At 50.4% G+C, this 26,124-nt stretch carries 22 protein-coding genes; all 22 read right to left on the minus strand.

What is annotated here, in order from left to right; genetic code table 11:
- Positions 1 to 8 precede the first annotated feature (8 nt).
- Positions 9 to 929: an ABC transporter permease gene (locus tag DW720_RS10510; RefSeq protein WP_117795360.1), complete on the minus strand. Its 921-nt coding sequence runs from the start codon at positions 927 to 929 to the stop codon at positions 9 to 11.
- Between the two features lie 194 nt (positions 930 to 1,123).
- Positions 1,124 to 2,785 carry a peptide ABC transporter substrate-binding protein gene (locus tag DW720_RS10515; protein ID WP_106999856.1) on the minus strand — a complete coding sequence of 554 codons (1,662 nt, stop codon included), beginning with the start codon at positions 2,783 to 2,785 and terminating at the stop codon, positions 1,124 to 1,126.
- Positions 2,786 to 2,809: 24 nt separating this feature from the next.
- Entirely contained in the window at positions 2,810 to 3,871 is a 1,062-nt protein-coding gene (locus tag DW720_RS10520) for a Xaa-Pro peptidase family protein (protein ID WP_117795358.1), read from the minus strand.
- A 2-nt stretch (positions 3,872 to 3,873) separates the two neighbouring features.
- A complete protein-coding gene (locus DW720_RS10525) occupies positions 3,874 to 5,115 on the minus strand; it encodes an aminopeptidase P N-terminal domain-containing protein (RefSeq protein ID WP_118749604.1) in 1,242 nt (413 codons plus the stop codon).
- Between the two features lie 413 nt (positions 5,116 to 5,528).
- Positions 5,529 to 5,948, minus strand: coding sequence for a hypothetical protein (locus tag DW720_RS10530; RefSeq protein WP_022359521.1), 420 nt, complete (start codon positions 5,946 to 5,948; stop codon positions 5,529 to 5,531).
- 87 nt (positions 5,949 to 6,035) lie between these two features.
- Entirely contained in the window at positions 6,036 to 7,013 is a 978-nt protein-coding gene (locus DW720_RS10535; RefSeq protein ID WP_182436541.1) for a serine hydrolase, read from the minus strand.
- Positions 7,010 to 7,405, minus strand: coding sequence for a methylglyoxal synthase (locus tag DW720_RS10540; RefSeq protein ID WP_022359519.1), 396 nt, complete (start codon positions 7,403 to 7,405; stop codon positions 7,010 to 7,012). The genes DW720_RS10535 and DW720_RS10540 overlap by 4 nt, the downstream gene beginning before the upstream one ends.
- 82 nt (positions 7,406 to 7,487) lie before the next feature.
- Complete coding sequence (locus tag DW720_RS10545) at positions 7,488 to 8,564, minus strand: FtsW/RodA/SpoVE family cell cycle protein (RefSeq protein ID WP_338108838.1); 1,077 nt, start codon at positions 8,562 to 8,564, stop codon at positions 7,488 to 7,490.
- 28 nt (positions 8,565 to 8,592) lie between these two features.
- Positions 8,593 to 8,892 carry a cell division topological specificity factor MinE gene (locus tag DW720_RS10550; RefSeq protein ID WP_022359516.1) on the minus strand — a complete coding sequence of 100 codons (300 nt, stop codon included), beginning with the start codon at positions 8,890 to 8,892 and terminating at the stop codon, positions 8,593 to 8,595.
- Positions 8,893 to 8,903: 11 nt separating this feature from the next.
- Positions 8,904 to 9,695, minus strand: a complete 792-nt coding sequence (minD, locus tag DW720_RS10555; RefSeq protein ID WP_022359515.1) for a septum site-determining protein MinD — start codon at positions 9,693 to 9,695, stop codon at positions 8,904 to 8,906.
- Positions 9,696 to 9,779: 84 nt separating this feature from the next.
- Positions 9,780 to 10,445 (minus strand): septum site-determining protein MinC, encoded by a 666-nt coding sequence (locus tag DW720_RS10560; RefSeq protein WP_117795354.1) that lies wholly within the window; start codon positions 10,443 to 10,445, stop codon positions 9,780 to 9,782.
- Between the two features lie 14 nt (positions 10,446 to 10,459).
- Positions 10,460 to 13,360, minus strand: a complete 2,901-nt coding sequence (locus DW720_RS10565) for a penicillin-binding transpeptidase domain-containing protein (RefSeq protein WP_118749605.1) — start codon at positions 13,358 to 13,360, stop codon at positions 10,460 to 10,462.
- The gene (gene mreD, locus DW720_RS10570; RefSeq protein ID WP_022359512.1) at positions 13,353 to 13,871 is read right to left on the minus strand and encodes a rod shape-determining protein MreD; all 519 of its coding nucleotides are present in this window, start codon (positions 13,869 to 13,871) and stop codon (positions 13,353 to 13,355) included. The genes DW720_RS10565 and mreD overlap by 8 nt, the downstream gene beginning before the upstream one ends.
- Positions 13,852 to 14,706 carry a rod shape-determining protein MreC gene (gene mreC, locus DW720_RS10575; RefSeq protein WP_106999850.1) on the minus strand — a complete coding sequence of 285 codons (855 nt, stop codon included), beginning with the start codon at positions 14,704 to 14,706 and terminating at the stop codon, positions 13,852 to 13,854. The genes mreD and mreC overlap by 20 nt, the downstream gene beginning before the upstream one ends.
- The gene (gene radC / locus DW720_RS10580) at positions 14,703 to 15,449 is read right to left on the minus strand and encodes a DNA repair protein RadC (RefSeq protein WP_117795350.1); all 747 of its coding nucleotides are present in this window, start codon (positions 15,447 to 15,449) and stop codon (positions 14,703 to 14,705) included. The genes mreC and radC overlap by 4 nt, the downstream gene beginning before the upstream one ends.
- A 67-nt stretch (positions 15,450 to 15,516) precedes the next feature.
- A complete protein-coding gene (locus tag DW720_RS10585) occupies positions 15,517 to 15,771 on the minus strand; it encodes a DUF4321 domain-containing protein (protein ID WP_106999848.1) in 255 nt (84 codons plus the stop codon).
- A gap of 135 nt (positions 15,772 to 15,906) precedes the next feature.
- A complete protein-coding gene (locus DW720_RS10590) occupies positions 15,907 to 17,205 on the minus strand; it encodes a methionine gamma-lyase family protein (RefSeq protein WP_118749606.1) in 1,299 nt (432 codons plus the stop codon).
- Positions 17,206 to 17,280: 75 nt separating this feature from the next.
- Positions 17,281 to 18,264 (minus strand): tRNA (adenosine(37)-N6)-dimethylallyltransferase MiaA, encoded by a 984-nt coding sequence (gene miaA / locus DW720_RS10595; protein ID WP_106999846.1) that lies wholly within the window; start codon positions 18,262 to 18,264, stop codon positions 17,281 to 17,283.
- A gap of 24 nt (positions 18,265 to 18,288) precedes the next feature.
- Positions 18,289 to 20,385 (minus strand): DNA mismatch repair endonuclease MutL, encoded by a 2,097-nt coding sequence (gene mutL, locus DW720_RS10600; RefSeq protein WP_118749607.1) that lies wholly within the window; start codon positions 20,383 to 20,385, stop codon positions 18,289 to 18,291.
- Positions 20,386 to 20,417: 32 nt separating this feature from the next.
- Entirely contained in the window at positions 20,418 to 23,060 is a 2,643-nt protein-coding gene (mutS, locus tag DW720_RS10605; protein ID WP_118749608.1) for a DNA mismatch repair protein MutS, read from the minus strand.
- 102 nt (positions 23,061 to 23,162) lie between these two features.
- Positions 23,163 to 24,440, minus strand: coding sequence for a L,D-transpeptidase family protein (locus tag DW720_RS10610; protein ID WP_118749609.1), 1,278 nt, complete (start codon positions 24,438 to 24,440; stop codon positions 23,163 to 23,165).
- Positions 24,441 to 24,453: 13 nt separating this feature from the next.
- The gene (miaB, locus tag DW720_RS10615; RefSeq protein ID WP_243017797.1) at positions 24,454 to 25,821 is read right to left on the minus strand and encodes a tRNA (N6-isopentenyl adenosine(37)-C2)-methylthiotransferase MiaB; all 1,368 of its coding nucleotides are present in this window, start codon (positions 25,819 to 25,821) and stop codon (positions 24,454 to 24,456) included.
- Positions 25,822 to 26,124: the final 303 nt, after the last annotated feature.

A 26,124-nucleotide genomic window follows, 5' to 3' on the forward strand; every position in this document is an offset into this window, starting at 1 on the left:
ACTGCCACCTACTTTCCACCGATCCGCACTCTCGGATCGATCACGCCATACAGAATATCAACTACCATGTTGCAGAATACCAGGAATGTGCCGTAAAACGCCGTCATGCCTAGGATCAGGGAGTAATCGTTGTTCTGCACACTCTCAACATAATATTTACCCATGCCGGGGATAGCAAACAGGGACTCGATAACGAATGTACCGGTCAGAACGGCTGCTACCGTCGGACCAAGGATTGTGACAACCGGCATGATCGCGTTCCGGATCTGATGCTTCCAGGTCACACGGAACTTCGAAATGCCCTTCGAGCGCGCTGTCTTGATATAATCCTGCTGGACTACCTCCAGCATACTCGCACGCATGATACGCGAGACGGACGCCATCGTGTAGAATCCCAGTCCGATCGACGGCAGGATCGTGTAGGCGAAGCCCTTGTACTGCGCGATCGGGAACAACCCCCATTTGACTGCAAAGAAATGCTGCAGCAGCGCGCCCATGATAAAATCCGGGACACTTGTACCAAATACAGCTACAATCACAAAGATTAAATCAATTTTATTGCCACGGTTTAATGCAGAGATAATACCAAATACAAGACCAAAGGAAATCGCAAAACATAATGCGCGGATACCAAGGTCTGCCGAATACGGAAATGCACCTGCTAACAGGTCATTGACGGTACGGCTCGGATATTTGGTAGAAAAACCGAAATTTCCATGAATCAGATTATTCAGATATGTCAGATACTGCTGGAGTAAGGGTTTATCGAATCCGTAGTAGGCACTTAAATTGGCCTTTGCGGTTGCTGACATTTTCGGATCATTGAACGGTCCGCCCGGCATCAGCCTTGCCAGGAAAAATACAACGGATACGAGAACAAACACAGTCACAATGGATATTCCCACCCGCTTCAGTATATATTTTTTCATAGGTTCACGCTCCTTTAACTACGGGAACATCCCAAATCCGGTTGTTCCGGCCGCCGGTTACGGCTCATTCATCCGCCAGGCAGCCACCGGATATGTACTGCGCTTCAGAAATCCAGCCGCTTTGCCGGATCCTGAAGCGCAGGTGCTTCAATCATCTTCTAAGGTTTTTCAATATGTTTTGGATAGATGATGGATTAGTTTGTGATGTCCACATACATATAGTCATAGTTCAGTCCAACAAAGTATGCGCCCAGATTCTGTACACGGTCAGATACCATATACGGAACCTCTCTTAACTGAAGCGCTACCAGTGCGCCGTCTTCCAGGAGTGTCTTCTCTGCATTGAACAGATTGTCCATACGCTCTTTACCGGAAGTTGTCTTGGAAGCGTCGATGTACTTATCGTATTCATCACTGTGGTAATTTAAGTAGTTGTAGCCGGAGGTGCTGTACCAGAGCTCCAGGTAGCTGTACGGGTCAGAGTAATCCGGTGCCCAGCCGCTCATGATGATATCGTACTCATCACTGTCCGGAACCAGGAGTGCGTTTTTCGTTGCGTACGGAACCATGTTGATATCTACGTTGATACCCAGGTTGTTCTTCCACTGGTTTGCAACAACCTCTGCCTCTTTCTTCGCTGTGTCAGAATCGGATACAACCAGTTTCAGGGAAATATCAGAAGCACTGGAAAGACCTAATTCAGATAATGCCGTATCCAGATACTCTTTTGCCTTATCCATATCACCCTGAAGTGGGAATGCCTCTAACGGATACTCGGTGCCGTACTCGCCGTCCACGCCGCGAACCTGCGGAAGCACATATCTCTGGTTAGCCTGATATAAGCCATTGTGGGTCAGAAGAATGTATTCTTCACGGTTGACTGCGTAGTTCATCGCCAGACGCAGGTTCTTGTTTGCCAGATATTTATTCCGGTGATTCAGTGCCGCATAATCGTCTGCGCCGTTGTAGTAGGACTGTGTCTTGCCCTCATACTGCGCTGCCAGCTCGGTTGGAACCTCTGCCAGATCCAGCTCGCCTGCATCGAACATCGAAACAGCAGTAGTCTGATCGGCTACGGTCAGAATCTCAACGCCGTCCAGACTGATCTTTTCATTGTCATAGTAATCCGGGTTCTTCGTCAGTTCTACCTTGCCGTTACTGTATTCACTTACAACGAACGGTCCATTGTAAACCTGTTTGTCGGCACTTCCGCCGAACTCATTGCCATATTTCTCAACCAGGTCTTCACGTACCGGCATGAATGCACTCATGCTTGTCATGCTGACAAAGTAATCAGCCGGATTTTCAAGCGTAATCTCCAGGGTAAAGTCATCCAGTGCCTTGACTCCCAGTTCATCCACCGGAAGTTCACCCTCACTGACCTTGGCGCCGTTCTTTAAAACAGCACCCAGATAGCTGGCAGGGCAGGCTGCTGCCGGATCGCAGAGACGCTTCATACCGTACTCATAATCCTTAGCCGTAACAGTCTGTCCATCACTCCACTTTGTATCCTGACGGAGTTTGAAAGTATATACGAGACCATCATCGCTGACTTCATAGCTCTCAGCGGTTGCCGGCTGAAGCTCACCCTGTACATTGCGGTACAGACCATCATAGATATGATAGGAGACGGTCGCGTCTGCTACAGAGTTTGTCTTATCAGGGTCAATCGTCGCGATATCCGCCGTGTTGGAATAACGGAAAATCTTTTCGCCCGCTGCTGCGCTCTGGGAACTGTCACTTCCCGATTCCGCTGCCTTCGTATCATCCACCGAAGCGCTCGGAGTGGAACAGCCCGCTACACTCGCTGCCATCAGTGCAGCTAATCCCAGTGCAAGTAGTTTGTTTTTTCTCATAATATTCCTCCTTGTCCTTTTTTATTAAAGCTCAATCAGTTCCTTTGTGGCGCTGATCAGGTTTTCATTGCCTGTCTCCGTGATGAGAAGCTGATCCTCAATGCGGATACCGCCCCATCCTGGAATATAGATACCCGGTTCCACGGTCATGACATTATTGGCATGCACGATATTTTTAGAAACAGGGCTCATAAATGGAATCTCATGGACAAACATGCCGACGCCGTGTCCGATTCCTGTGTAGTGATATGGAAAATACTCGCTCCCCTCGATGATCTTCGTAGATTCATAATATGCATCCGATGCCGAAACACCGTCTTTTAAGAATCCTTCCACCGCGGCAACCATCTGCTGCTCAATCCTGTATACTTCCTTCTGCTTCGGCGTTGCGCGTCCGACTACCAGGGTACGCGTCATATCAGATAAATAACCGTGATACTGGCATCCATAATCCATCAGGACCAGATCGCCGTACTCAATCGCTTTCTGAGACGGGATTCCATGAAGCAGGGATGTTCTCGCACCGGAGATGAGGATATTGCCATATGGCTGTGTATCCGCGCCCTCCAGAACCATATAGAGGCTTAAACGCGCCGCCAGCTCTTTCTCGGTAATGCCGACCCGGATATCCTTCTGAATCTTCTCATATGCCCTTGAAGCAATGTCACAGGAGATACGCAGGCACTCAATCTCTTCCGGCTTCTTGATGGAGCGGAACTCCTCGATGATACCGTCCGCCGGTACCAGCTCTGCTTTTACCTCCGACTGGAGGTTCTGGTACTGTTCAACGGTCAGGTGGGCTGCTTCAAAGCCGATCGTCTTTGCCCCAACCTTTTCCGCTGCGTAGGCAAGTGCCTTTCCGATGGAACCGTAGGTGTCTCTCCAGTTCAAAATCGTGTAATCCGGGCATTCATAGGAAACCTGCTCGGTGTAGCGCGGATCTGTCAGAAAGAATTTTTCCTGCTCCGTGATAAAAAGCCAGGAATCTTCGCCGGTATAATGGCTGACATACTTTACATTGACCGGACGACTGATGAACATGCCATCCAGGTGCTCTTTCTGCATATACGCAAGTAACTGTTCCATGCTTACTCTCCTCCCATCACTGATTCTATTTCCTCTATCGTTCTGGGGATGGATGCTGTCAGATTCTCACAGCTATCCTCCGTTACCAGGCAGTTATCCTCGAGGCGGAAGCCGATGCCCCATTCCTCGCAGTAGATGCCGATATCCACGCAGAAAACCATACCCGGCTCTACGATATCGACATCGACCAGATCATGTGTGTCCCAGCCAACATGGTGGGCGCCGCCGTGCCAGATATATCTGCCGACATCCTCATACCGGTCACATAAGCCGATCGCTTTGAGCTGTTCGAAATTGTATTCCCTCGCCAGCCGGTCCACGTCTGCCATCTTCATTCCCGGCCGGATGATAGAGAACATGTGCTGCGAAGTCCGGTATGCACATGTGTAAAGAAGTCGCTGCCGTTCGGAAAACTTTCCGTTGCACGGCCAGCCGCGCGATACATCATTGAAGAGGTGGTCGTACTGGGCGCCTACGTCGTTGAGAATCATATCGCCGTCCTTCGCCTGCCCTGTGTACTCATAATAGTGAATACAGAAATTATTGGCTCCCGCGGAAATGATACTCGGAAATGCCGGTGCAAGGCATCCGTGCTGCGCCAGTGCGTAGTCGAATTCGGCTTTATACTGGTATTCGTACATTCCCGGCTTTGATGCCTTCATCATCGCCAGAATGCCGTCCCTTGTAATCTTGACTGCCTCCCGCATCGCCTCGATCTCACACGGCTGCTTGATGGTGCGCTGGCGGCGTATCTGACGGGAAATATCCGTGAGTGTGGCTGCCGGGTACCACTTTCTAAGTTTCCGTGCCATCCGGATACTCTCGGTATCTGCATCCTCCGGATCGTGCCGGTACAGATCCATCGCAATCCGCTCAAACCGTCCGCTCCGCATCAGAAGTTTCAGACGGTTTTCCCACTCGCCGCTCGATGCGATCTGCGCGGCCCCGGATCGCGCCTTGGCCTCCTCCGGTGTGAACCGTTTCCCGGTCCACCGCTCGGCCAGCATATCCGGCGGAAGTATGTAAAGTGTTTCCTGTACCTCTTCTCCGTCCTTCTCTGCCATCAGGACTGTGTGTTCCTGCCCGATGCCGGTCAGATAGAGAAAACTCCGATCGGCATAAAACGGATAATTTTCATCGGCTGTTTTTCGGATGGAAGAACCGGAAAACAGGAGAAGCAGGGTGTGATCCGGAAGGCTGTCATACAGCCGCTGTCGGTTCCCCTGGTAGAATTCTGCATTCATAGTATTTTCCTTCCTGTCTTTTAAATGATTTCCGCATACTTTTGTATCTGTCTCACAAATAGACGCATCGGAATCTTTTGTCTCCCGACACGTGTCATTATACCGTATAAATCGAAATTTTACAATTATTTTTCAGTATATTTTGTAATTTTTTTATCCAATACAAAAAATTTCATATGCATGATAGGAAATACTTATAATTTTGAAAAAAATGTAAAAGCATATCTATTTTTTCCCAAAGGTGGTACCTGCAAAAGAAGCATTTCAATGAAAATGTGGAAAGATGGTTTTGAGCCCAAACTAGAAAATTAGGAAAAAAAAGAGACCATCCAATTCTCCTTTTTCAGATGAATCGGACAGTCTCCTGTCTCCGCCCTGCGCTGACAGCTGCGGTTTCGTTCATTTTGAATCTCTTATAAAGATACTACAACACTTTCTTTCGCGCACTCTGGAAGATCGGCTGCATTCATGGATATGCTTAAAACGAATTTTACATGATATTTCTCACTGATGGTCTCCAGCGTCTTGTAGGTCTCTTCAATATCCGCTCCCTCGAGGCAGGCAAGTTTCAGGAAGCTGTCAAGATACATCTGCTCCAGATCGTGATCCTGGCAGATAATACCACAAATAAATCCGATAAATCCATCGCTGGTATCAATCGGATATTCCTGTACATTGATAAGGCGAATCTGGTTATTCAACTCATACATATGTTTGGAACTCTTATCCAGATAGACAACGGAACCCTTGGCTTCTTTGACAGCCGTGTTCGCCATATCGAGTAAATATTTAGTTTTTCCTTTTCCCTTTGCTCCTGCGATGATCTGAACCATAACAATCTCCTCCTTGAGTTTATTTAAGTTGTATGTAAAATCTTTTATTGTATAAATAATTATAGTATAAATTTATAAATATTGCAATCACTTATTTGAAATTTTAGTCAAAATTTCCGTCATATTGTCATAAAGTGACGGACGATTTGCAGATTTTAGCACAACCGATATATATTCCTTGCCATCGTCCCCATCGCTCGCCATGATCAGGCAGTAGCCAGCCGCCTGTGTGGTGCCGGTTTTGCCGCCTAAGACAGTCACTCCCTCCGGTGCCTCGCGGTCTCCCTTCAGATACCAGTTGCCAACCTTCCAGACCTGCTGTTTTGCGGCTCCATTTGCATCGGTATAATCAGCTGTATAAGACTGCGCGTTGATGATCTCACAAAACAGCGGCAGTTTAAGCGCCTCGTTGAAAATCAGGTAGAGATCATATGCCGTTGTATAGTGGTCGGTGCTGTGCAGACCATTTGCATTGACAAAATGCGTGTGGGTCGCACCGAGTTCCTTCGCTTTCGCATTCATCTTCTCCACAAACGCATCCGTGCTTCCGGCGATATGATCCGCAATCGCATTGGCTGCATCGTTGCCGGACGGAATCATCAGTCCGTATAAGAGCTGCTCCAGCGTAAAGGTATCGCCCGGCTTGATGCCTGCCATCGAAGCGCCTGCCTCGCGGATCACGACGTCATCATTTGCCGTCACCGCATCGGAAAGATTGCCTTCCTCGATCGCGATGATCGCCGTCATTACCTTCGTGATGCTCGCCGGGTACATCTGGTCATAGATGTTCTTACCATATATAACGCTGGAGTCGGTCACATCAAACAATGCGCCCGCCTGCGCCGTCACCGCATCATCTGGAGCAATATCGCCGTCTGCAGATTCCGGTACGCAGAGAGAAGAGGCAAAAAAGGGCGCCAGCCCGGCACCTGCCGCTGGCGTCATCTGCGCTTCCCGTTCTTGAAATGAATATGCCTGTTCCAGACCGCGGGCACCACAGCCGATCAGCATGCTGATACCGCAAAGCATCAGTGCGCCCGCAAGTCCGATTGTCTGTTTTCTCATTTGTACATCTCCCGCCATTCCATATCGCCGCGGTCAAGCGCCTTAACGAGAAGCTCTGCCGTCGCCAGGTTTGTCGCCATCGGGATATTGTGAATATCACAGAGGCGGACAACATCATTAACATCTGGCTCATGCGGCTTCGGCGCCAACGGATCGCGCAGGAAAATCAGCAGATCGATCTGATTGTGTTCGATCTGTGCGCCGAGCTGCTGGGAACCTCCCAGATGACCCGGCAGATATTTATGGAGGGTCAGATTTGTAACCTCCTCAATCAGGCGGCCTGTCGTTCCTGTCGCATAGAGTTCATGCTTGCTCAGGATGCCGCGATATGCGATACAGAAGTTCTGCATCAGTTTTTTCTTCGCATCATGTGCGATTAACCCGATATACATCTATACCTGCCTCCTTAATGATTCCTATTTTTCATAACCATAAAATTCAATTTCCATGCAGCTTCACTGTCCATGCATGTACTTACTGAACGGTTACGTTATTTCGTTGCAATCCAACATTGAGAACAACTCCCATTCCGATAAACATACTGAGCAACGAACTAAGTCCGGAGCTTATGAAAGGAAGCGGAAGACCCGTGTTCGGGAAGATTCCCGTGGCTACCGCAATGTTGGCAAAACTCTGGAACGCCAGAAGCGCCGCCATGCCCGATGCAATCAGACGTCCAGCTGTGTCCTTCGCGCGCGCTGCAATCCAGAGGCACTCATACACCAGCAGCGCATAGAGGGCAATGACCGCCACGCCGCCGACAAACCCAAGCTCCTCTCCGATAACAGCGAAGATAAAGTCCGTCTGTTCCTCCGAGAGGAAATTTCCATTCTTGACGGAGCTTAATGTGTTGTTAAAAAGCCCCTTGCCGCGCAGCTGCCCGGAGCCGATCGCCATCATGGAGTTATCCTGCTGACGGTTCAGATCCGTAAATTCACTGCTGCTGTGGAAAATCTTTCCCATGATACGCTGTGCCTGGTATTTCTGGAGAAACGGGATGAATCCCTGCAGCGACAGATAGATAAGCGCCGCAAATCCAGGTACCCCGACCGCCACCGCACCGGCAATCCATTTGTAACTGATACCGGCTACATAAACCATGCACAGAATCATGAAGCAGATGACGATGGTGGTGGAAAGGTTCGGCTGTAAATATACCATGCCGACCGGAAGGACACAGATAAGCGCCGTCATCCCCAATGTCTTTGGCTCATTGATTTTATCCCGGTTTCTGGAAAGAAAATTCGCCAGGATTAGGATCAGACCGATCTTTACAAACTCGGACGGCTGGATCTGAATCCCGCCGATCCGCAGCCAGCGGGTCGCGCCCTTGGTGGTACGTCCAAACAAAAGAACTGCCGCCAGCATTCCGGCACAGACCACATAGATAAGCGTGGTAAATCGGAAATACTGATGGTAATCAATCAAAGACAGAACCAGACAGATAATCAGGGATACAACCACTCCGATAATCTGTTTTATCACAGAGGAACGGTCCTGATTGCTGGCGCTCCCGACAACCAAAATGCCGAGAACACTCAGCAGAATCATATAAATGAGGGCTCGAAAGTTGTAATTTCTAAATTGGTAATCGAATATCATGCTGTAAATGGCTCCTTAAAGTAAGAACCGGCACCGACGCACAGACCGCCGGGAATACCTCCGCCGGCTGTTCTGAGGATGTCCTCAGAATCCGGAGTGTCACATCCCCCGGATCAATCTCCAGATAACGTGACACGCTCCTCAGGAAATCTGCGCGAATCAGATCCAGAAGTTCCGGCGAACAGCCCGCCCGATCGGCAGTCAGAAGGTGTTTTAAACGCTTTCTGGCTATCTCGCCGGAATTCTTTTTCGTAAACAGTTCTGCAATCAGAATCATAGCGTCCCCTCCTATGCACGTTTGAGGAAGCCGGATATCCGGGACCAGAAGCCCGGAGACGCATCAAGCTGTATAAATGGTACCGATTCTCCAAGTATTCGTTTGCATATGTTTAAATATGCCTGCCCGGCATATCCATTCATGCCGACCAGCGGTTCGCCCTGATTCGTGGATATAACGATATCCTCATCGTCCGGGACTGTGCCAATCACAGGGACAGACAGAATATCCATCACATCATCCACCGACATCATATCGCCCCGGCGCACCATATCGCTCCGGATCCGGTTGATGATCAGGTCCATACGCCCGACCCCGGATGCTTCTAAAAGTCCGATGATCCGGTCAGCATCCCTTATCGCGGATACCTCCGGTGTCGTGACAATCAGCGCCCGGTCCGCCCCGGCGATCGCATTGCGAAAGCCCTGCTCAATCCCGGCGGGACAGTCAAGCAGTATGTAATCAAACTCTTCTCTTAAGTCTTCTACTAATTTTATCATCTGCCCCGGACTCACGGACGACTTGTCCCGCGTCTGGGCGGAAGGTAATAAGAACAGGTCAGGATATCTTTTGTCTCGAATCAGCGCCTGCTTCATCCGGCAGTTTCCCTCGATCACATCGACCAGATTGTAGATAATCCGGTTTTCCAGTCCCATGACGACATCCAAGTTTCTCAGACCGATATCGGTGTCGATGAGAACCACCCGTTTGCCAAGCATGGCAAGCCCGGTGCCGACGTTCGCTGAGGTTGTCGTTTTGCCGACGCCTCCTTTTCCGGAAGTAATAACGATAACTTCGCTCATAGGAACATCCTCCTGTATTCTGTTTTACCATTTTATTCTACTCTAAAAAGTAGAATAATTCCAGTCTTAAATCCATTAAATACGCTAAATAAAATGAAAATAATCTAAAAAACTTTTTTTGACCGATTCTACGTCAATGTTTCCACCGGATACCGATGCAATCATCGGTCCGCGCCCCATCTTTTTACCCTGGCTGCGCGTTTTGGCTGTCAGATCAGCAATCCGAAGGTGCATCGGCGACATCTCCAGCGCGGTGATCACCGCGTCCTCACTTCCCGCCGCCCCAGCATGGGCGGAACCCGCCAGCGTGCCGAGGACGACGATATTGCCCCGTGCGCTGACACGCGCGCCGCGCTCCACATCCCCGATGATCACGATGCTCGCATCGGATTCCAGCAGATCGCCCCGGGATAAATTACCCTTATAAAATTGTCCCGTCCGGGCAGTCAGCTCCATCAGCCGCTCGGTCAGCGCCTTTTCACAGCGGGCGATGCGGTTAGCGTCAGTATCCAGCAGACAGAGAATCTCTATCTGGGAATTGGCGGTAATCGCATCCGTCACCTGCAGTTCCTCGATTGGGGTCAGTTCTCTCCCCTCCAGGGTCAGCGTCATCTGGGCGGATCCCCAGAATTTTTCACTTTCTTTAAACTTTTTCCCTACATCCTCCAGTAACTGTTCAAAGGGGGTGTCCGGATTCAGAATTACCGTCATACCGGACTTACATCCCTTTATTACTACGGAACTTTTCATAGTTCCATCACCTCTTAATCTCCATTGATTCGTTCATTGGACGCATCCAATGCTCCTGAATTCAGGATATCATCCAGACTCGCATAGCCATAGAAGTAACGATATACGTGTTTTGCCACCATCGCCGCATTCGAAGAAGAATATCCATTCGGGATACTGACCGTCACCGAAATTTCCGGATTCTCATACGGTGCAAACGAAATAAAGAACGCGTGGTTGCCCCGTTTCTGGGACTCCTGCGCCGTACCGGTCTTACCGGCCACGTGTACGTCCAGACCATCAAACACGCGCTTGGTCGAACTGTTGGTAACTACCTGGCGCATACCTTGTTGGACTGCATCCCAGGTGCTTGTCTGGAAATCAAGGGTTGACGCCACAGCCGGCGAATAATCCTTGACCAGATTACCCTGGGAATCCGTCTCCTTATCAATCAGGCTCAGATCATAGACCGTGCCGCGGTTGGCAAGCGCCGTCACATAGCGGGCAAGCTGCACGCTCGCAAACTGGTGCGTACCCTGTCCCATACTGGAACGCTCCGGATCGGTATCACTGATAGACGGCGTCGCCTCCGAGATTTCAATGCCCGAAGTCCGGTTCAAACCGAACATGGTCGCGTATTTTTTCAGCGTCTCCAGACCTTTCTCCGGTTTGTAGCTTCCATCTGTCTCTGTGGACAGGCGGTGCGCCACCTCCGAGAAGAAATAGTTACAGGAATTTTCGATGCCTCCCACGACATTTAGCGGTCCGTGGAAGCCCGGATATTTCCAGCATCGGATCGGATTGCTGACTTCCTCATAAATACCGGTACAGTTAATCATATCAGAAAGCGTGATTGCCCCCTCTTCCAGACCTGCAATCGCCGTGATCGGCTTAAAGGTGGAGCCTGGTGCTTTCAGCGTCTGCGTCGCATTGTTTCGCAGCGGCAGCGACTGATCGGCATTTAGCTGGGCAAAATAGGTGCTGTCCGAAATCCGGTTGTTGTCATAGCTTGGATAAGATACCAGTGCCAGCACCTCGCCAGTCTTCGCGCTCGTCACGACACAGCTCGCCGTACACGGGTCAAGTGCCAGCTGCGCCGGTGTGATCTCAATATTGCGGATCTTATTCATCAGGAACTGGTACGCATATTCTTCCCCGCTGACACGCAGCAGGTTGACCTCATTCTCATCGTATGCAAGCACATTCTGGGAATAGAGCGCCATGCAGAGCTCGCGCCCGGTCACAACATTGTTATTGATTAAATACTGATAAATCAGTTTCTCGAATGCCGGATCCTGTTCCAGATCGCGGAAACAGTCGTCCAGCAGTGCCGTGAAGACATCGTCCGCATTCGAATACCGGCTCTGGATGTCCAGCTTCGTCGTATCGATCCAGTTGTTGGCAATTCCATAATATAAGTATTCCCGCAGACTGATCGTACCGTTCTTCCACGCCTGATACATGTCACTGGACGTATCGATCGCATCACGCTGGACAATCGCCTTGTTGCTGGAAGAAAGATACGAATAGATATACTGCATATATGCCTGCATTTCCTCTGACAGCGCGTTCATCGGCGTTGCATTTTCAGACTGCAGTTCGCCCCGCAGTTCCTGTTCAATCCGCACGCGTGAGCTTTCGTACTTCTGATAAATCTGCTGTTCCACATCGGATGCCTCTTCGGAAGCGAAATTGTCAATCGAGAGGACGTTGTTGTTGATCAGCTGGAAGTATGCCTTCTTGATCGGTATCTTAATACTGGAAGAATCGATATAAGCGATATCTTTCTCATCCTGGTTGACAATCGTCTTTAACAAGACGCCCGCCAGCTGCTTCTCCAGAATGTGGTAAATACCCTTCTGAAGGTTCAGATCGAGGGTCAGCCAGATATCGTTGCCTGCCACCGGTGCGACTTCCCCGGTCACGCTTAGGATTCTTCCGACGTTATCTACATATGCCGTCTGGGAACCTTTCTTACCCTTTAATTCCAGCTCCATCGAGGATTCGATACCGGTACGGCCTACGACATCATTTAACTCATAGTCATCGTTGACCGCCTTTAACTCCTCCAGACGTTCGCTCGTTACTTTTCCCGTATATCCAATGATCGGCGCAAAGTAGAGGCTTTCATTGTACACACGGATCGTCGATTCCTGTATATTGACGCCCACCAGATCGGCTGCGTGCTCTAAAATGTCTGCAACGGTCTCATCGCTGATATCCGTCGCGATCGTTGTCGATTCGTACTTCTGGAACGCGGTAAAACGCATCGTGCAGCGGATACCGACGATCTGCAGCGCCACCTCATCCGAAACATCGATCGGATTGCCGTCTTTGTCAAGCGGGCGCCCGTCCCGGTTCTTATCGTCACCGAGTGTCAGGTGGTACTCCTTTTTCATCCGCTCCAGCAGATCTGGCGCTGAAATGTCGGACGGGTATTTACCATCTGAATCGTCCATCTCATCCACATTTTTAAGACCATAATAATCACGCAGGAATCGCTTGCGTCCGGACTGTGTCTCGGAGGTATACACGACATTTCCATCGTGATCGAGCGTAAGCTCTAAACTGGTCTGTGCGCTCTCACCGTGTTTATTCAAGATCGATACCAGATCGTAGAGCATCGTGTTCCACTGTGCATCCGTCTTGTACGCACCGGTATCCTGTATGGTAACGTCGTATGCCAGTTCGTTGTACGCCAGCACATTGCCGTTCCGATCGTAGATATTACCCCGCGTGCTGGCAGTCTTTATGACTTTTTCCGTCATCGCTGTATATGCATCCTGATACTCTTCGCCCTTGATGATCTGCAGGTTGAACAACCGCATCACCAATGCGGACGACATCAGGCAGAACACAACCGCCAGGACAAAAAGCCGGGAGGTAATCACTTTTTTGAACCATTCTCGCAGATATTCTTTCAGGTCATCAAACAATGTTCGAATCTCTCCTTTGTTCCCATTCTTTCAGTTTCCGGTTGATAAAAAGGAAAAACCGGTATACGACAAGCGTCGTAACCGTGGTAAATATGATCTCCGGGATAATGATGGAGACCAGATAATGCCCAAAATTCAGACGATTCCGTATCAGGAACCGGAATACATAGATGTACAGGTTATAGATTAAATCACTTGCCAGGCTCAAAAGCAGCGGCAGCGTGATGTAGTCTTCATAATAATACTTGTTGCAGATTCCACTGACATACCCCAGATTGATGAAAAACAGTGTATAAAAGCCAAATGGTCCACTGTAAAACAGATCCATAAAAAGACCTGCCACCAGCCCGTAAAACATCCCCCGCTCGCGCCCCTCGATGAAGCTGCACACAAACACCACAATCAGCAGCAGGTTCGGAGCCGAAGATAAGAAGGCGATCTGTGGGAACACGCAGATCTGGATCGTGAATGCCAGAATCAGCATGACAAGGTTAATCAGCAGCTTCCGCATTATTATCGCCTCCATCCCCATTTTTCAGCTGGGTGATTACCAGTACCTCCTGCAGGTTATCAAAATCTGCAACCGGAATGATTGTACCGGATTTGGTTACGTTGTTGGCATCGGTCGTCAGCCCGGAGGCATAACCGATGAGAATGCCCGGCAGGAAAATATCACTGATGTTGGAGGTCACGATCTTGTCGCCCTCCTGGATATCTGCCTCTTTCTTGATATGGTCAAGTCCCAGCCGTCCATCCTGGTAAAGCGTCAGGTTGCCGGATACATTACAGGTATCGCCGGTCCGCAGGGACATGCCGCTGACGTTGCTGTCATCATCGATGATCGCGCGGACAGTTGCATAGTTTGCCCCGACATCGGTTACAATACCGACCAGTCCGCCGCCTGCCATGACGTTCATATCTTCCTGGATGCCATCGTCCGCTCCCTTGTCGATCCGGAATACCTGAAACCAGTTTCCAGAGTCCTTTGCAATGACACGGGCGGCTATTTTTTTATACTGCATATATTCCTGATCAAGCTGATACAGCTCTCTGAGACGGTCTAACTCGTAAAGCTCCGACTGCAAGCGGTTGTTCTCTTCCACCATCTGATCCAGACGCATCTGGAGATTTTTGTTCTCCTCCTGCGCCTCCCGCAGGGAGGAAAAATTTTCAAGCGCATTGTAGAGACCTGTGCCAATCGCGTTGACGCCTGACTGCAGCGGTACCAGAACAAAACCGACACCCGTCCGAAGCGGCATCAGAAAGCTTGATTTGATAGACGTTGCTGTAATCAGCACAAGACAGAAGGCTGACATACCTGCCAGAATATACTTGCTGTTTTTCATAATGATAGTATTCCCCGTTCTTTGAAACTAAAATAGGCTTGTTCGCCGATAATCACATGATCCAAAAGCCGGATTCCCAGCATAGCGCCCGCCTCTTGAATCCGGACGGTCGTCCGCCGATCCTCCGCACTGGGGGTAGGATCCCCGCTCGGATGATTATGTACTAAAACGATGCTGGCTGCATGATAGCGCAGCGCCTCGATAAATATCTCCCTCGGAGACGCCGGAGAGTGATTGAAGGTTCCCCGAAACAGCAGGATATCCCGAATCAGCCTCTGCTTCGTATTGAGGATCATCAGGTGCATCTCTTCCTGCTCTTTGTGACGCATTTCCTCCATATAAAAGGCGGCGATCGCCTCCGGCGCCGTAAACGCAGGTGCTTCTGAAAGCGTCAAGGTGCGCCAGATCCGCTGTGACAGTTCTCCCACACACAAAAGTTCGATTCCCTTGACCCTGCCGATTCCTTTCTGCTCCATCAGTTCTGGAAGAGTCAGATGCAAAAGCCCTAAAATTCCCGGCGGCTGCGCCTGCGCCAGAATCCGGGTTGCCAGGGAAAGTGCCGACTCCTGCCGGTTTCCGGTCCGGATAAGGATCGCTAAAAGCTCGGCGTCCGTCAGTGCCCCAACTCCCTCCCTCTCACATTTTTCGTAGGGGCGGTCTTTTTCAGGGATATCTTTCATGGTAAGACGCCATCCACCGGCCGGTTCAGAACTTTTTACTGGTTTCTCTGTTTCTTTTTTCATTGATTGTCCTCCTGCGTGCCTCTCCTCTGCATACAGAAAGCCATTCCCACCAGGCGGGATTCTTTGATTAAATCAGACGATATGCGATCAGTGCAATGACAACGCCGATGATGCTCGCCATCGTCACCCGGATTGACAGACCAAACGTGATAACCAGGATTCCTAAATCAAGAACAACCGGGTCCATCAGACCGAAGGATTGTCCGTAATTCAGCCACGACAGTCCCCTGACGCCGGATGCCATATTTCCGATAAATCCACCTAACACAATCCCTGTCATCAGGAGCAGCAGAAGAATCCAGAAATTTTTTGCTCGATTCATGATACCGAATACCGTCCCTTTCTATAATCTTTATTATCTTAGCACAAACTGCCGGAATGTGTATAGACAGTCCGGCAGATTTTTTTTTAAAGTTTTCTTAAAATTAATTACAAAATCATTCAAAAAACGTCATTTCTAGTCGATTTTGAGCTGCTCAGGTTTTACTATGCCCGCATCCAGAAGCTTCTGCAGGGACATTAAAATGCCTAACTTCGCATGGTACCAGGTCAGTCCGCCCTGGAAGAATACGCTGTACGGCGGTTTGATCGGACCATCCGCGGAAAGTTCTATCGAGGATCCCTGGATAAAGGCACCTGCTGCCATAATAACCTGGGAATCATACCCCGGCATATCCCACGGTTCCGGCGATACATAGCTGTCAACCGGCGCCGCCGCCTGAATGCCCTGGCAGAACGCAATAACACCCTCCGGTTTTCCAAACGTAATCGCCTGAATGATATCATAGCGCGGCTCCGTGCTGTTCGGAACCACATCAAAGCCCAGGCGCTCATAGACGTTTGCCGCAAAGATAGCTCCCTTTAATGCGCCGGATACAACGGTCGGTGCCAGGAAAAGTCCCTGGAAGAAGGACTGGTTGACGCCAAGACTCGCGCCGACCTCACGTCCGAGTCCCGGAGAACCAAGGCGGTACGCTGCATTTTCGATGCACTGTTTGGTTCCGGCGATATAGCCGCCGATCGGCGCCAGTCCGCCGCCCGGGTTTTTAATCAGGGAACCGACTACCATGTCCGCACCGAGATCGCTCGGTTCGATCCGCTCAACGAATTCGCCATAGCAGTTGTCTACCATACAGATCACTTCCGGTTTGATGGATTTAACAAATGCAATCAGTTCACCGATCTGCTCTGCCGAGAGGGTTGGACGGGATGCGTATCCCTTGGAACGCTGGATGGTTACCAGTTTTGTCTTCTCGTTGATCGCCGCGCGGATGCCGTCGTAATCGAAGGTTCCGTCCGGCAGCAGGTCAACCTGACGGTATGAAATGCCGTACTCCCGCAGGGAACCGTTGGACTCGCGGATGCCGATCACTTCCTCCAGAGTATCATACGGTTTTCCCACCGGCGAAAGCAGCTCGTCGCCCGGGCGCAGGTTTCCGGCTAATGCCGTGTAGAGCGCGTGCGTTCCGCACACGATCTGCGGGCGCACCAGCGCGTCCTCAGTGTGGAATACATCCGCATATACCTGTTCCAGCGTCTCACGTCCGAGGTCGTTGTAACCATATCCGGTTGTACCGGAAAAATGAATATCGCTGACGCGGTTTTTCTGCATCGCAGCGATTACCTTTAACTGATTGTACTCTGCATTGCCATCGATCTCTGTGAAACGGTCTTCCAGAGCCGCTTCGATTCTGGCTCCATATTTAAGCACTTCTTTCGAAATGCCGAGGTCGCCATACATTTTCTCTAACTCCATGGTGCTTCCTTTCCTGTTGTCGGTTATTCTATAATTCTTTTTTGGTTTCTTATACTTTGGAGTGTTCCATCCATCTTATGAATCACACTCCATAATACCCGCTTCCGCCGCTAATTCCTGCAGAATATGTTCCAGCACGCGTTCTCGGTCATTATCAAATTCCGGCAAATATAAGAAACGCACGTCGCGTTCCCGCCGGAACCAGGTAAGCTGACGTTTCGCAAAATGGCGCGTATCGCGTTTCAGGATATTGACCGCTGTCTCCAACGACATTTCGCCATTTAAATATGCCAGAATTTCTTTATATCCAAGTCCCTGCATCGCCACTGAATCACGCCTGCAGCCCATCGCCTGCAGCTGCCTCACTTCCTCGACCAATCCCTCTTCCATCATCTCATCGATCCGCTTCTCGATCCGCTCATAGAGAACTGTCCGATCGGTATTTAATACATAATAGAAGAAATGGTACGGTGAAATCTTTGCCCGCTCCGCCTCATTGTGGGCAGAAATCTTCTCGCCCGTCTGCTCATAATATTCCAGCGCGCGGATCACACGTTTTACATTGTTTGCGTGGATCGCCTCCGCCGATTCTGGATCGACCGCCCGCAGGCGCTCATGCAGGACTTCCGCCCCCTGTTCGGCTGCCAGGCGTTCCATCTCCTCCCGAAACTGCGTATTTTCGTCGATCTGGGTGAAATCAATATCATTGAGCAGTGCCTGAATATAAAAGCCGGTTCCACCTGCCACGATCGGAATTTTTCCGCGGCTGTAAATATCTTCCGCCGCCGCGCGGGCAAGCGCCTGAAACCGCACGACATTGAAATCCTCAGTCGGCTCTAAAATATCGATCAGATGGTGCGGCACACCGTCCATCTCCTCCAGGCGTATCTTTGCCGTACCGATATCCATGTGGCGGTACACCTGCATCGAATCCGCGCTGATGATCTCGCCGCCGATCCGCCTGGCAAGCTGAATGGACAGTGCCGTTTTTCCGACTGCTGTCGGTCCGGTCAGGACAATCAGGGGCTTTTTTTCAGCCGCTTGTTCCAGATTTCCCATAAGACTTTCTCTCCTTTTAATGGGTTATACAATCCGTTTGAATTTCTTCTCCAACTCATATTTGCTCATCGATATGATCGTTGGGCGTCCATGTGGGCACGCATACGGATTTTTGAGTTCCAGAAGCTCATCGATCAGCTTGTCCGCTTCGGCAAATGATAATGTGTGATTGCCCTTGACCGCCGCCTTACACGACATCGTCGCCACACGCTCATTGATGAGATCCGGGGTTCCGCTTCCATTGCCCTCCGCCAGATCGTCGATCATCTCCATCAGAAGCTCGCGTTTTGCGACGGAAAAGAGGTTCGCCGGAACGGCACGCACCGCGTACTCCTTGCCGCCAAACGGCTCAATCTCAAATCCGATCGAAGTAAAATGTTCCATATACTGCTCTAATTTGAGCTGCTCACTGCTGTTGAGACTCAAAATGATCGGCGGATCGATCATCTGGGAGGTGTACTCCCTCTTTTGAAGGGATGCCATCGTCCGCTCATAGAGGATTTTCTCATGCGCCGCATGCTGATCAATGATGTACAGATTATCATGATACTCCACCAGCCAGTATGTGTCAAACAGCTGTCCGATCAGGCGGTGGTTCGCACGCGCCGGTTTGGTCAGGAGTTTATCTTCAAACAGATCCATCTGACGGGGCTTTTCAGATGGGGCGGACTGGGTCACTCCCGTTGAAACAGATGCAGGAGATACAGTTTGCCCCGCTGAAGCTGAGACGGATTCGCTGGAAGGCGCTGACGTGGTCGGCTCTGGCAGATCTGACTCTGTATTAATTGAAACATTTTCAACTCTGCCGGTTGTGTCGGTTCTTCCAAACACTTCATCGAACCGCCCCGTTCCTGACACAGCCACATTTGATCCGCTGCCGTTTTCAGCCCCATATCCCGGCATATCTTCCGAGACCGACATCATTTCTGCCTGCGACGCCCCCAGACGTTTCGTCTCAAACGGTTCCGGATGTTCCTCACGGATACGGACCGGTTTTAAGGACGGACGGCTGCCCTGGCTGCTTTCCATCTTTCTGGTTGGAAGCTCCGGCAGCACTCCCTTTTCCAGCCCCGGAATCTTCAGCTCTTTCTCTGCATCCTTCTCATTCTCCAGCGAAACCGCCGGAATCAGTTCCCGGTTAGCGAGTGCCATCGCGATCGTATGGTAGACCGTCCGGTAGATCTGTTCGCCGTCCCTGAAACGGATCTCCATCTTCGCCGGATGGACGTTGACGTCAATATACGACGGATCGATCGTAAATTGCAGCATCGTAAATGGATACTTGTGCTGCATCATGAACGGTTTATATGCGTCCTCGATCGCCTTTCCGATGATACTGCTCTTGATATAGCGTCCGTTGATGAAATAATTTTCATACGTGCGGTTGCCGCGCGCGATCAGCGGCTTACCGATGAAGCCGCCTACCCGGATCGGATCAGCTCCGGCATCCACCTCAATCAGGTTTGCCGTGATCTCGCGTCCAAAGACCGCATAAATTATATCTTTTAAGTTATGATTTCCAGAGGTATGGAGACGGCTCTGGTTGTTATTGATGAAACGGATGGAGATTTCCGGATGCGACAGGGCAATCTTTTCGACTAAATCTGCCACATGGGATCCTTCTGTCGCCGGCGTTTTTAAAAACTTCCGGCGTACCGGTGTATTGTAGAACAGATCTCTGGCGATAAAGGTCGTACCTTCCGGCGCACCGACCTCCTCCAGTCCCAGTTCCTCGCCGCCCTCGATGCGGTAACGGGAACCACTGATCGAATCGTTTGTTTTCGTGATCAGTTCCACCTTCGCCACCGACGCGATCGACGCCAGCGCCTCGCCGCGGAACCCTAACGATGCCACCTGAAACAAATCCGACGCCGTCCGGATCTTGCTGGTCGCATGGCGCTTAAATGCCAGTGGGATCTCCTCGCGCACAATGCCGCTTCCGTTATCCGTCACCCGGATCGTCTGCAGACCGCCGCCCTGAATCTCCACCGTGATCGCCGTCGCCTTCGAATCGATCGCATTCTCCAAAAGCTCCTTGACAACCGACGCCGGCCGTTCAATGACCTCGCCGGCTGCAATCTGATTGATTGTATTGGAATCCAAGACCTGAATCGCAGCCATCTATCTCCTCCACATCCTTCCTAAACTCTTTTTTACTGGTGCATCCACCGGTTTTTCAGCTTCGCCTGCAGCTTATCTAATGTATTGAGCGCATCCAGCGGAGACATCCGGTTTACTTCCAATTCCATGATCTCCTTGATGATATCGTCCTCATTGACCGTGTCAAAGATCGACATCTGCTGCAGATCTACCTCGTCCGGTTTTGCCACCTTTTTGCGCGTCTGGGTTCCCGGACCATTTTCTGCAATCTCCTTCGCACGCGCTGTAATGTCGGCATCGCTCAACTCTTCCACCAGTTCTTTTGCCCGATCGATGACCGGAGCCGGAACGCCTGCAAGCTTCGCCACCTGGATGCCGTAGCTCTTATCGGCGCCACCCTTCACGATTTTACGCAGGAAGACGATATCGTCGCCCTGTTCCTTGACCGCGATACAGTAGTTGTTGACGCCGCTTAAGGTTCCTTCCAGCTCTGTCAGTTCATGGTAATGTGTCGCAAACAGCGTCTTAGCACCCAGAATCTTCGTATTACTAATATACTCCACAACCGCCCAGGCGATCGAAAGGCCGTCAAAGGTACTCGTACCGCGCCCGATCTCATCGAGAATCAGAAGGCTGTTTTTCGTCGCATTCCGCAGGATATTCGCAACCTCGGTCATCTCCACCATGAAGGTACTCTGACCAGATGCCAGATCATCCGAGGCGCCCACACGGGTAAAAATACGGTCGCAGAGACCGATATCCGCCTCATCCGCCGGGACGAAGCTTCCGATCTGCGCCATCAGCGTGATCAGCGCCGTCTGACGCATATAAGTCGACTTACCAGCCATGTTCGGACCGGTAATGATCGAAATCCGGTTCTTTCCGTTGTCTAAATATGTGTCATTGGCGACAAACATCTCGCCGCCCATCATGCGCTCTACGACCGGATGACGTCCGTTTTTGATGCGGATGATGCCCTTTTCGTTGATATGAGGTTTCACGTAATTGTAACGCGTCGCCACCACCGACAGAGACGCCAGCACATCCGTCATCGCGATCGCACGGGCGGTACTCTGAATCCGGTTTACCTCGCCCGCGATCTGGTCGCGCACCTGGCAGAACAGATCATATTCCAGAGAAACCAGCTTGTCCTCGGCGCCGAGAATGATATCTTCCAGCTCTTTCAGCCGGTCGGTCGTATAGCGCTCTGCGTTTGTCAGGGTCTGTTTACGGATGAAATAATCCGGCACCAGATCCTTAAAGGAATTAGTCACCTCAAAATAGTAGCCAAATACCTTATTGAACTTGACTTTCAGGTTTTTGATGCCTGTCTTTTCGCGCTCGCTCTGCTCTAACTGTGCCAGCCAGTCTTTTCCTTCTGTCTTTGCATGACGCAGACGGTCTGCCTCCTCATGGTAGCCTTCCTTGATGATGCCGCCCTCGCGCACCGTGATCGGCGGCTCTTCCACGATCGCCTTGTCAATCAGTTCCTTCAAATCTACCAGCGGATCCAGAGCGCCTTCCAGGTTTTTAAGCAGCTCGCCTGAAAACTCCTTCAAAATCTGTTTGATATACGGAAGCATCGCCAGTGAATTGCCAAACGCGATGAGATCGCGCGGATTTGCCGTCCGGTAACTGATGCGTCCGATCAGACGTTCGAGATCGTAGATCGGATTCAGATATTCGCACAGCTCCTCGCGGCTGATATAGTTCATGTTCAGCTCTTCGATCGCATTCTGGCGGCGCAGGATCTCCTCTCGGCTGATGAGCGGCTGCTCCACAAGTGTCCGCAGCATACGAGCGCCCATCGCCGTTTTCGTCTTATCAAGCACCCAGAGAAGTGTGCCTCGCTTCTGCTTTTCCCGGAGCGTCTCAGTAAGCTCCAGGTTCCGGCGCGTGGACGTATCCAGCATCATAAACTGTCCGGTCGTATAGACAGTCAGGCGCGTCAGGTGTTCCAGTGTATTTTTCTGCGTCTCATACAGATACTGCAGGACAGCGCCCGCCGCGATCGCGCCCGTCTCATAGTCCGCCAGTCCCAACGCTTCCAGGTGCTTTACATGAAAATGTTCCCGCAGGATTCTCCGGCAGGAATCATCAGAAAAGAACCGATTTTCAAGTGCTGAGATCACGGCATTTAACCGTACTTTCAAGTCCTCTAAATCGATTCCTGACATGTAAAAAGCCTCGTTGCAGATAAGCTCCGACGGCGAAAATTTATAAATTTCATCTAACAGACTGCGCTCGTTGCGAACCTCCGTCACAAGATAGTCGCCCGTGCTGACATCAACCGTCGAAACGCCGAATACACCGTCTATGTATACAATTCCCATCAGATAATTGTTTTTTGATTCCTCCAGAACCTGTGAATTTGTCAGGGTTCCCGGCGTCACCACCCGGATTACCTCCCGCTTCACAAGTCCCTTTGCCTGTTTCGGATCCTCCATCTGCTCTGCGATGGCGACCTTATAGCCTTTCTGGACGAGACGGCTCAAATAACCCTCTACGGCATGATAAGGAACGCCGCACATAGGCGCGCGCTCCTCCAGTCCGCAGTCTTTTCCAGTCAGGGTAAGTTCCAGTTCTTTCGAAACAGTCTGGGCATCCTCAAAAAACATCTCATAGAAATCGCCAAGACGATAAAACAGAATACAGTCCGGATACTGTTTTTTCGTCTCCAGATAATGAGTCATCATTGGTGAAAGTGCCACAATTTACCTCTCTTCATCGCGATCCGCCCGTTTTCCGGCACTTCACTCATCTGAATGCCAGACCGGACAGACCGCTGTCGTTTTATTTTAGTTGAATTTCGGATCCGTCGGATCCCAGGTCTGCTGATCGGAGATCGGTACCAGCTCCGGCTTATCAAATGGAGATGCTACATTGGCATCCTCGTATACCTGTACAGTCGTTCCCAGATGGCAGTTATCATATACCCACTTGGAGTTTCTACAGTTCAGGCGTACACAGCCTAAAGAACGGGAAACACCCAGACCATTATAGCCGACGGTCAGAAGGTTATTCTCATTCGGGGTTGCGTATGTAATCGAATGAAACAGGAATCCCTGTGTGATACGGGTTGCATACTGGGTGTAAGTATCATTTACCATCAGTCTCCAGCGATATTTCTCCGGTGTCTTGAAAGTTCCAATCGGCGTATCATCACCGACGGAGGTCAGCATCGCTTTCACCGGAATAATATATCCGTTATTGCCGTCTTTTGCATAAACCGTCAGGCAGTTCAGTGTCTTATTTACCTTCAGGAGATAATCGGACTGCTTGCCAATCAGGCTGTCTACGTCCTGAACCAGACGACCGCAGGAGTCAAAGTAGAACTTGTAACCATCGATATACTGCCAGCCGGTCTTTGCGTAGCCATTTTCAAAATAATAACGTACAAAGTCATCGGAAAGCCAGCCGTTATATACGCTTCCGTCCTCATTGAACATAACCGTTGCATTTTCTGCTACGCTCAGTCTGCTGGAAGCAGCTGATTTGTAGCGCGGTGCTGCACTCTGCGGACCTGCGCTTCCCTTCGGAACTAATACGACTTCAATCGAAAGGATCTTCTCGCCGATATCCACGGTACCAGCCACTTCGCCATTCTTCGCATATCCCATCTTGCCCTGACCGCTGGATGTAACGCTATAGTAAACATCGTACATCTTCTCAGCCTGACCGGAAAGCTGAATCTGGATCGCCTCTACCCAGCTTCCAGAACCAACCACACCGGTCTGGATGCCGTCATGGTACCACCACAGATAACCGCCTGTGTTGGTATATGCACGGTAGGACACGCCGCCGATCCCCTCAAAGTTTTTCAAATCCATCGCAAATGCAGAAATATCGCCTTCCGCATTATACAGATAATTGACGCCGACATGAAGTGCCGTGTTCTCATCCTGCTGCCCGGTTCCCTGGTTGAACTGCTCTGCCGATGTTGACGAACCGGTGTTTGGCATACCGACTGTACCGTTTGCAATGTCATCTGCCGGTCCTGCATATGCGACAGAAGCGCTTCCTGCCAGCATGCAGGCTGACAGCAGAACCGTCAATCCTTTATAATGCTTTTTCATAAATTTATCCTCCTTAATCTACCAGGGATCCCATATAGTAAAATCCCTTGGATTCCTTCAGATATACTTTAACAATTTTACCAATCAGCTCTTTTCCACCTGGGAAATGAACGATTGTGTTATTGGACATACGTCCGGTTACCAGTCCCTCCACGTGACTGTCCGGTTCCTCCACCAGAACCTCCTGCACCGTATGGACATCTCGTCCACAGACCTGTGCGGAAATCGCCTGTACCTCTGCGAGCAGACGGTCGAAACGTTCTTTGACAACTTCTTCTGGAACCTGATTTTCCATCGCTGCCGCCGGAGTTCCGGTGCGCTTCGAATAAATAAAGGTAAATGCGCTGTCGTAGCGGACTTTCCGCACAACCTCCAGTGTCTCCTCGAAATCTTCCTCCGTCTCTCCCGGAAATCCAACGATGATATCCGTCGTCAGGGAAATATCCGGTACCGCCTTGCGGATGCGCTCTGCCAGTTCCAGATACTGCTCCTTCGTGTAATGGCGGTTCATCTTCTTTAGGATCTCGCTGCTGCCCGACTGAAGCGGCAGATGCAGATGGCGGCAGATCTTCTTGGAAGATGCCATCACTTCGATCAGCTCATCCGACAGATCCTTCGGATGGGAGGTCATGAAACGGATCCGTTTAAGCCCCTCAATCCGCTCTACCCGGCGCAGAAGTTCTGCAAAGGTAATTGGAGATTCCAGGTTCTTTCCGTAGGAATTGACATTCTGCCCTAACAGCATGATCTCCACGACGCCGTTCTTAACCAGCTCTTCAATCTCACGGATGATGTCCTCCGGCGCACGGCTGCGCTCGCGTCCGCGCACATACGGGACGATGCAATAGCTGCAGAAATTGTTGCAGCCAAACATGATATTAACGCCAGACTTAAATGTATATTTGCGCTCCGACGGCAGATCCTCAACGATCTTATCAGTTCCTTTCCAGATATCGATGACCATCTTCCCCGTCTCAAAGCGCTGTTCCAGCAGCTCTGCCAGTTTATATACATTGTGCGTACCGAAAATCAAGTCCACAAAGCGGTAGCTCTTCTTTAATTTCTCTACAACCTCCGGCTCCTGCATCATGCAGCCGCAAAGTGCGATCATCATGTGCGGATTCTTTTTCTTGAGGCTGTGAAGATACCCTAAACGTCCATACACGCGCAGGTTCGCATTTTCACGGACTGTACATGTATTGTAGAGGACGAAATCCGATTCCTCACTGGTTCCTTCCACAAATCCTGCTTCCAGCAGAATACCGAGAAGCTTTTCTGAATCGTGTGCATTCATCTGACATCCAAACGTCGAGATAAAGCAGGTCAGCGGACGCCCCAGTTTGTCCGAAATCTCCTGTACCTTCTGGCGGCAGAGTGCCATATAATACTGCTGGCGATCCGGTTCCTGCTGCGGTATACCACCCACCGGAATCTGACATTTGTCAGACACAAACACGCCTGCTGCGGATTCGGACGAATCGTTTGTATGTAAATCCATAAATTGTATTGCTCCTTACTATTCTTTCATTATCCTAATAATCCTAATATTTCATACATTAGATAATATTACTATATGGTGCTCATTTTCGCAAGTCCCATTCCTGCCAGAATCCTTTCCAGTTTCTTACAAAATATTCCGGTTCATGTATCTGGAAGCAAAAACAGAGTTTACCACACGGCTGCT

The organism is Clostridium sp. AM27-28, assembly GCF_003480955.1.
Classification (GTDB): Bacteria; Bacillota; Clostridia; order Lachnospirales; family Lachnospiraceae; genus Otoolea; species Otoolea fessa.

What these genes read in the sequence shown, in the direction of transcription:
- minD (WP_022359515.1), bottom strand. Translation starts at nt 9,695, where the DNA reads ATGAGCGAAGTTATCGTTATTACTTCCGGAAAAGGAGGCGTCGGCAAA.
- DW720_RS10540 (WP_022359519.1), bottom strand. Translation starts at nt 7,405, where the DNA reads ATGTATATCGGGTTAATCGCACATGATGCGAAGAAAAAACTGATGCAG.
- radC (WP_117795350.1), bottom strand. Translation starts at nt 15,449, where the DNA reads ATGAAAAAAGAAACAGAGAAACCAGTAAAAAGTTCTGAACCGGCCGGT.
- DW720_RS10525 (WP_118749604.1), bottom strand. Translation starts at nt 5,115, where the DNA reads ATGAATGCAGAATTCTACCAGGGGAACCGACAGCGGCTGTATGACAGC.
- DW720_RS10585 (WP_106999848.1), bottom strand. Translation starts at nt 15,771, where the DNA reads ATGAATCGAGCAAAAAATTTCTGGATTCTTCTGCTGCTCCTGATGACA.
- mutS (WP_118749608.1), bottom strand. Translation starts at nt 23,060, where the DNA reads ATGATGACTCATTATCTGGAGACGAAAAAACAGTATCCGGACTGTATT.
- miaB (WP_243017797.1), bottom strand. Translation starts at nt 25,821, where the DNA reads ATGGCACTCTGCCGCCAGAAGGTACAGGAGATTTCGGACAAACTGGGG.
- DW720_RS10590 (WP_118749606.1), bottom strand. Translation starts at nt 17,205, where the DNA reads ATGGAGTTAGAGAAAATGTATGGCGACCTCGGCATTTCGAAAGAAGTG.
- DW720_RS10535 (WP_182436541.1), bottom strand. Translation starts at nt 7,013, where the DNA reads ATGAGAAAACAGACAATCGGACTTGCGGGCGCACTGATGCTTTGCGGT.
- miaA (WP_106999846.1), bottom strand. Translation starts at nt 18,264, where the DNA reads ATGGGAAATCTGGAACAAGCGGCTGAAAAAAAGCCCCTGATTGTCCTG.
- DW720_RS10510 (WP_117795360.1), bottom strand. Translation starts at nt 929, where the DNA reads ATGAAAAAATATATACTGAAGCGGGTGGGAATATCCATTGTGACTGTG.
- DW720_RS10515 (WP_106999856.1), bottom strand. Translation starts at nt 2,785, where the DNA reads ATGAGAAAAAACAAACTACTTGCACTGGGATTAGCTGCACTGATGGCA.
- DW720_RS10530 (WP_022359521.1), bottom strand. Translation starts at nt 5,948, where the DNA reads ATGGTTCAGATCATCGCAGGAGCAAAGGGAAAAGGAAAAACTAAATAT.
- DW720_RS10560 (WP_117795354.1), bottom strand. Translation starts at nt 10,445, where the DNA reads ATGAAAAGTTCCGTAGTAATAAAGGGATGTAAGTCCGGTATGACGGTA.
- DW720_RS10550 (WP_022359516.1), bottom strand. Translation starts at nt 8,892, where the DNA reads ATGATTCTGATTGCAGAACTGTTTACGAAAAAGAATTCCGGCGAGATA.
- mreD (WP_022359512.1), bottom strand. Translation starts at nt 13,871, where the DNA reads ATGCGGAAGCTGCTGATTAACCTTGTCATGCTGATTCTGGCATTCACG.
- mreC (WP_106999850.1), bottom strand. Translation starts at nt 14,706, where the DNA reads ATGAAAAACAGCAAGTATATTCTGGCAGGTATGTCAGCCTTCTGTCTT.
- DW720_RS10520 (WP_117795358.1), bottom strand. Translation starts at nt 3,871, where the DNA reads ATGGAACAGTTACTTGCGTATATGCAGAAAGAGCACCTGGATGGCATG.
- DW720_RS10545 (WP_338108838.1), bottom strand. Translation starts at nt 8,564, where the DNA reads ATGATTCTGCTGAGTGTTCTCGGCATTTTGGTTGTCGGGAGCGCCAGC.
- DW720_RS10610 (WP_118749609.1), bottom strand. Translation starts at nt 24,440, where the DNA reads ATGAAAAAGCATTATAAAGGATTGACGGTTCTGCTGTCAGCCTGCATG.
- mutL (WP_118749607.1), bottom strand. Translation starts at nt 20,385, where the DNA reads ATGGCTGCGATTCAGGTCTTGGATTCCAATACAATCAATCAGATTGCA.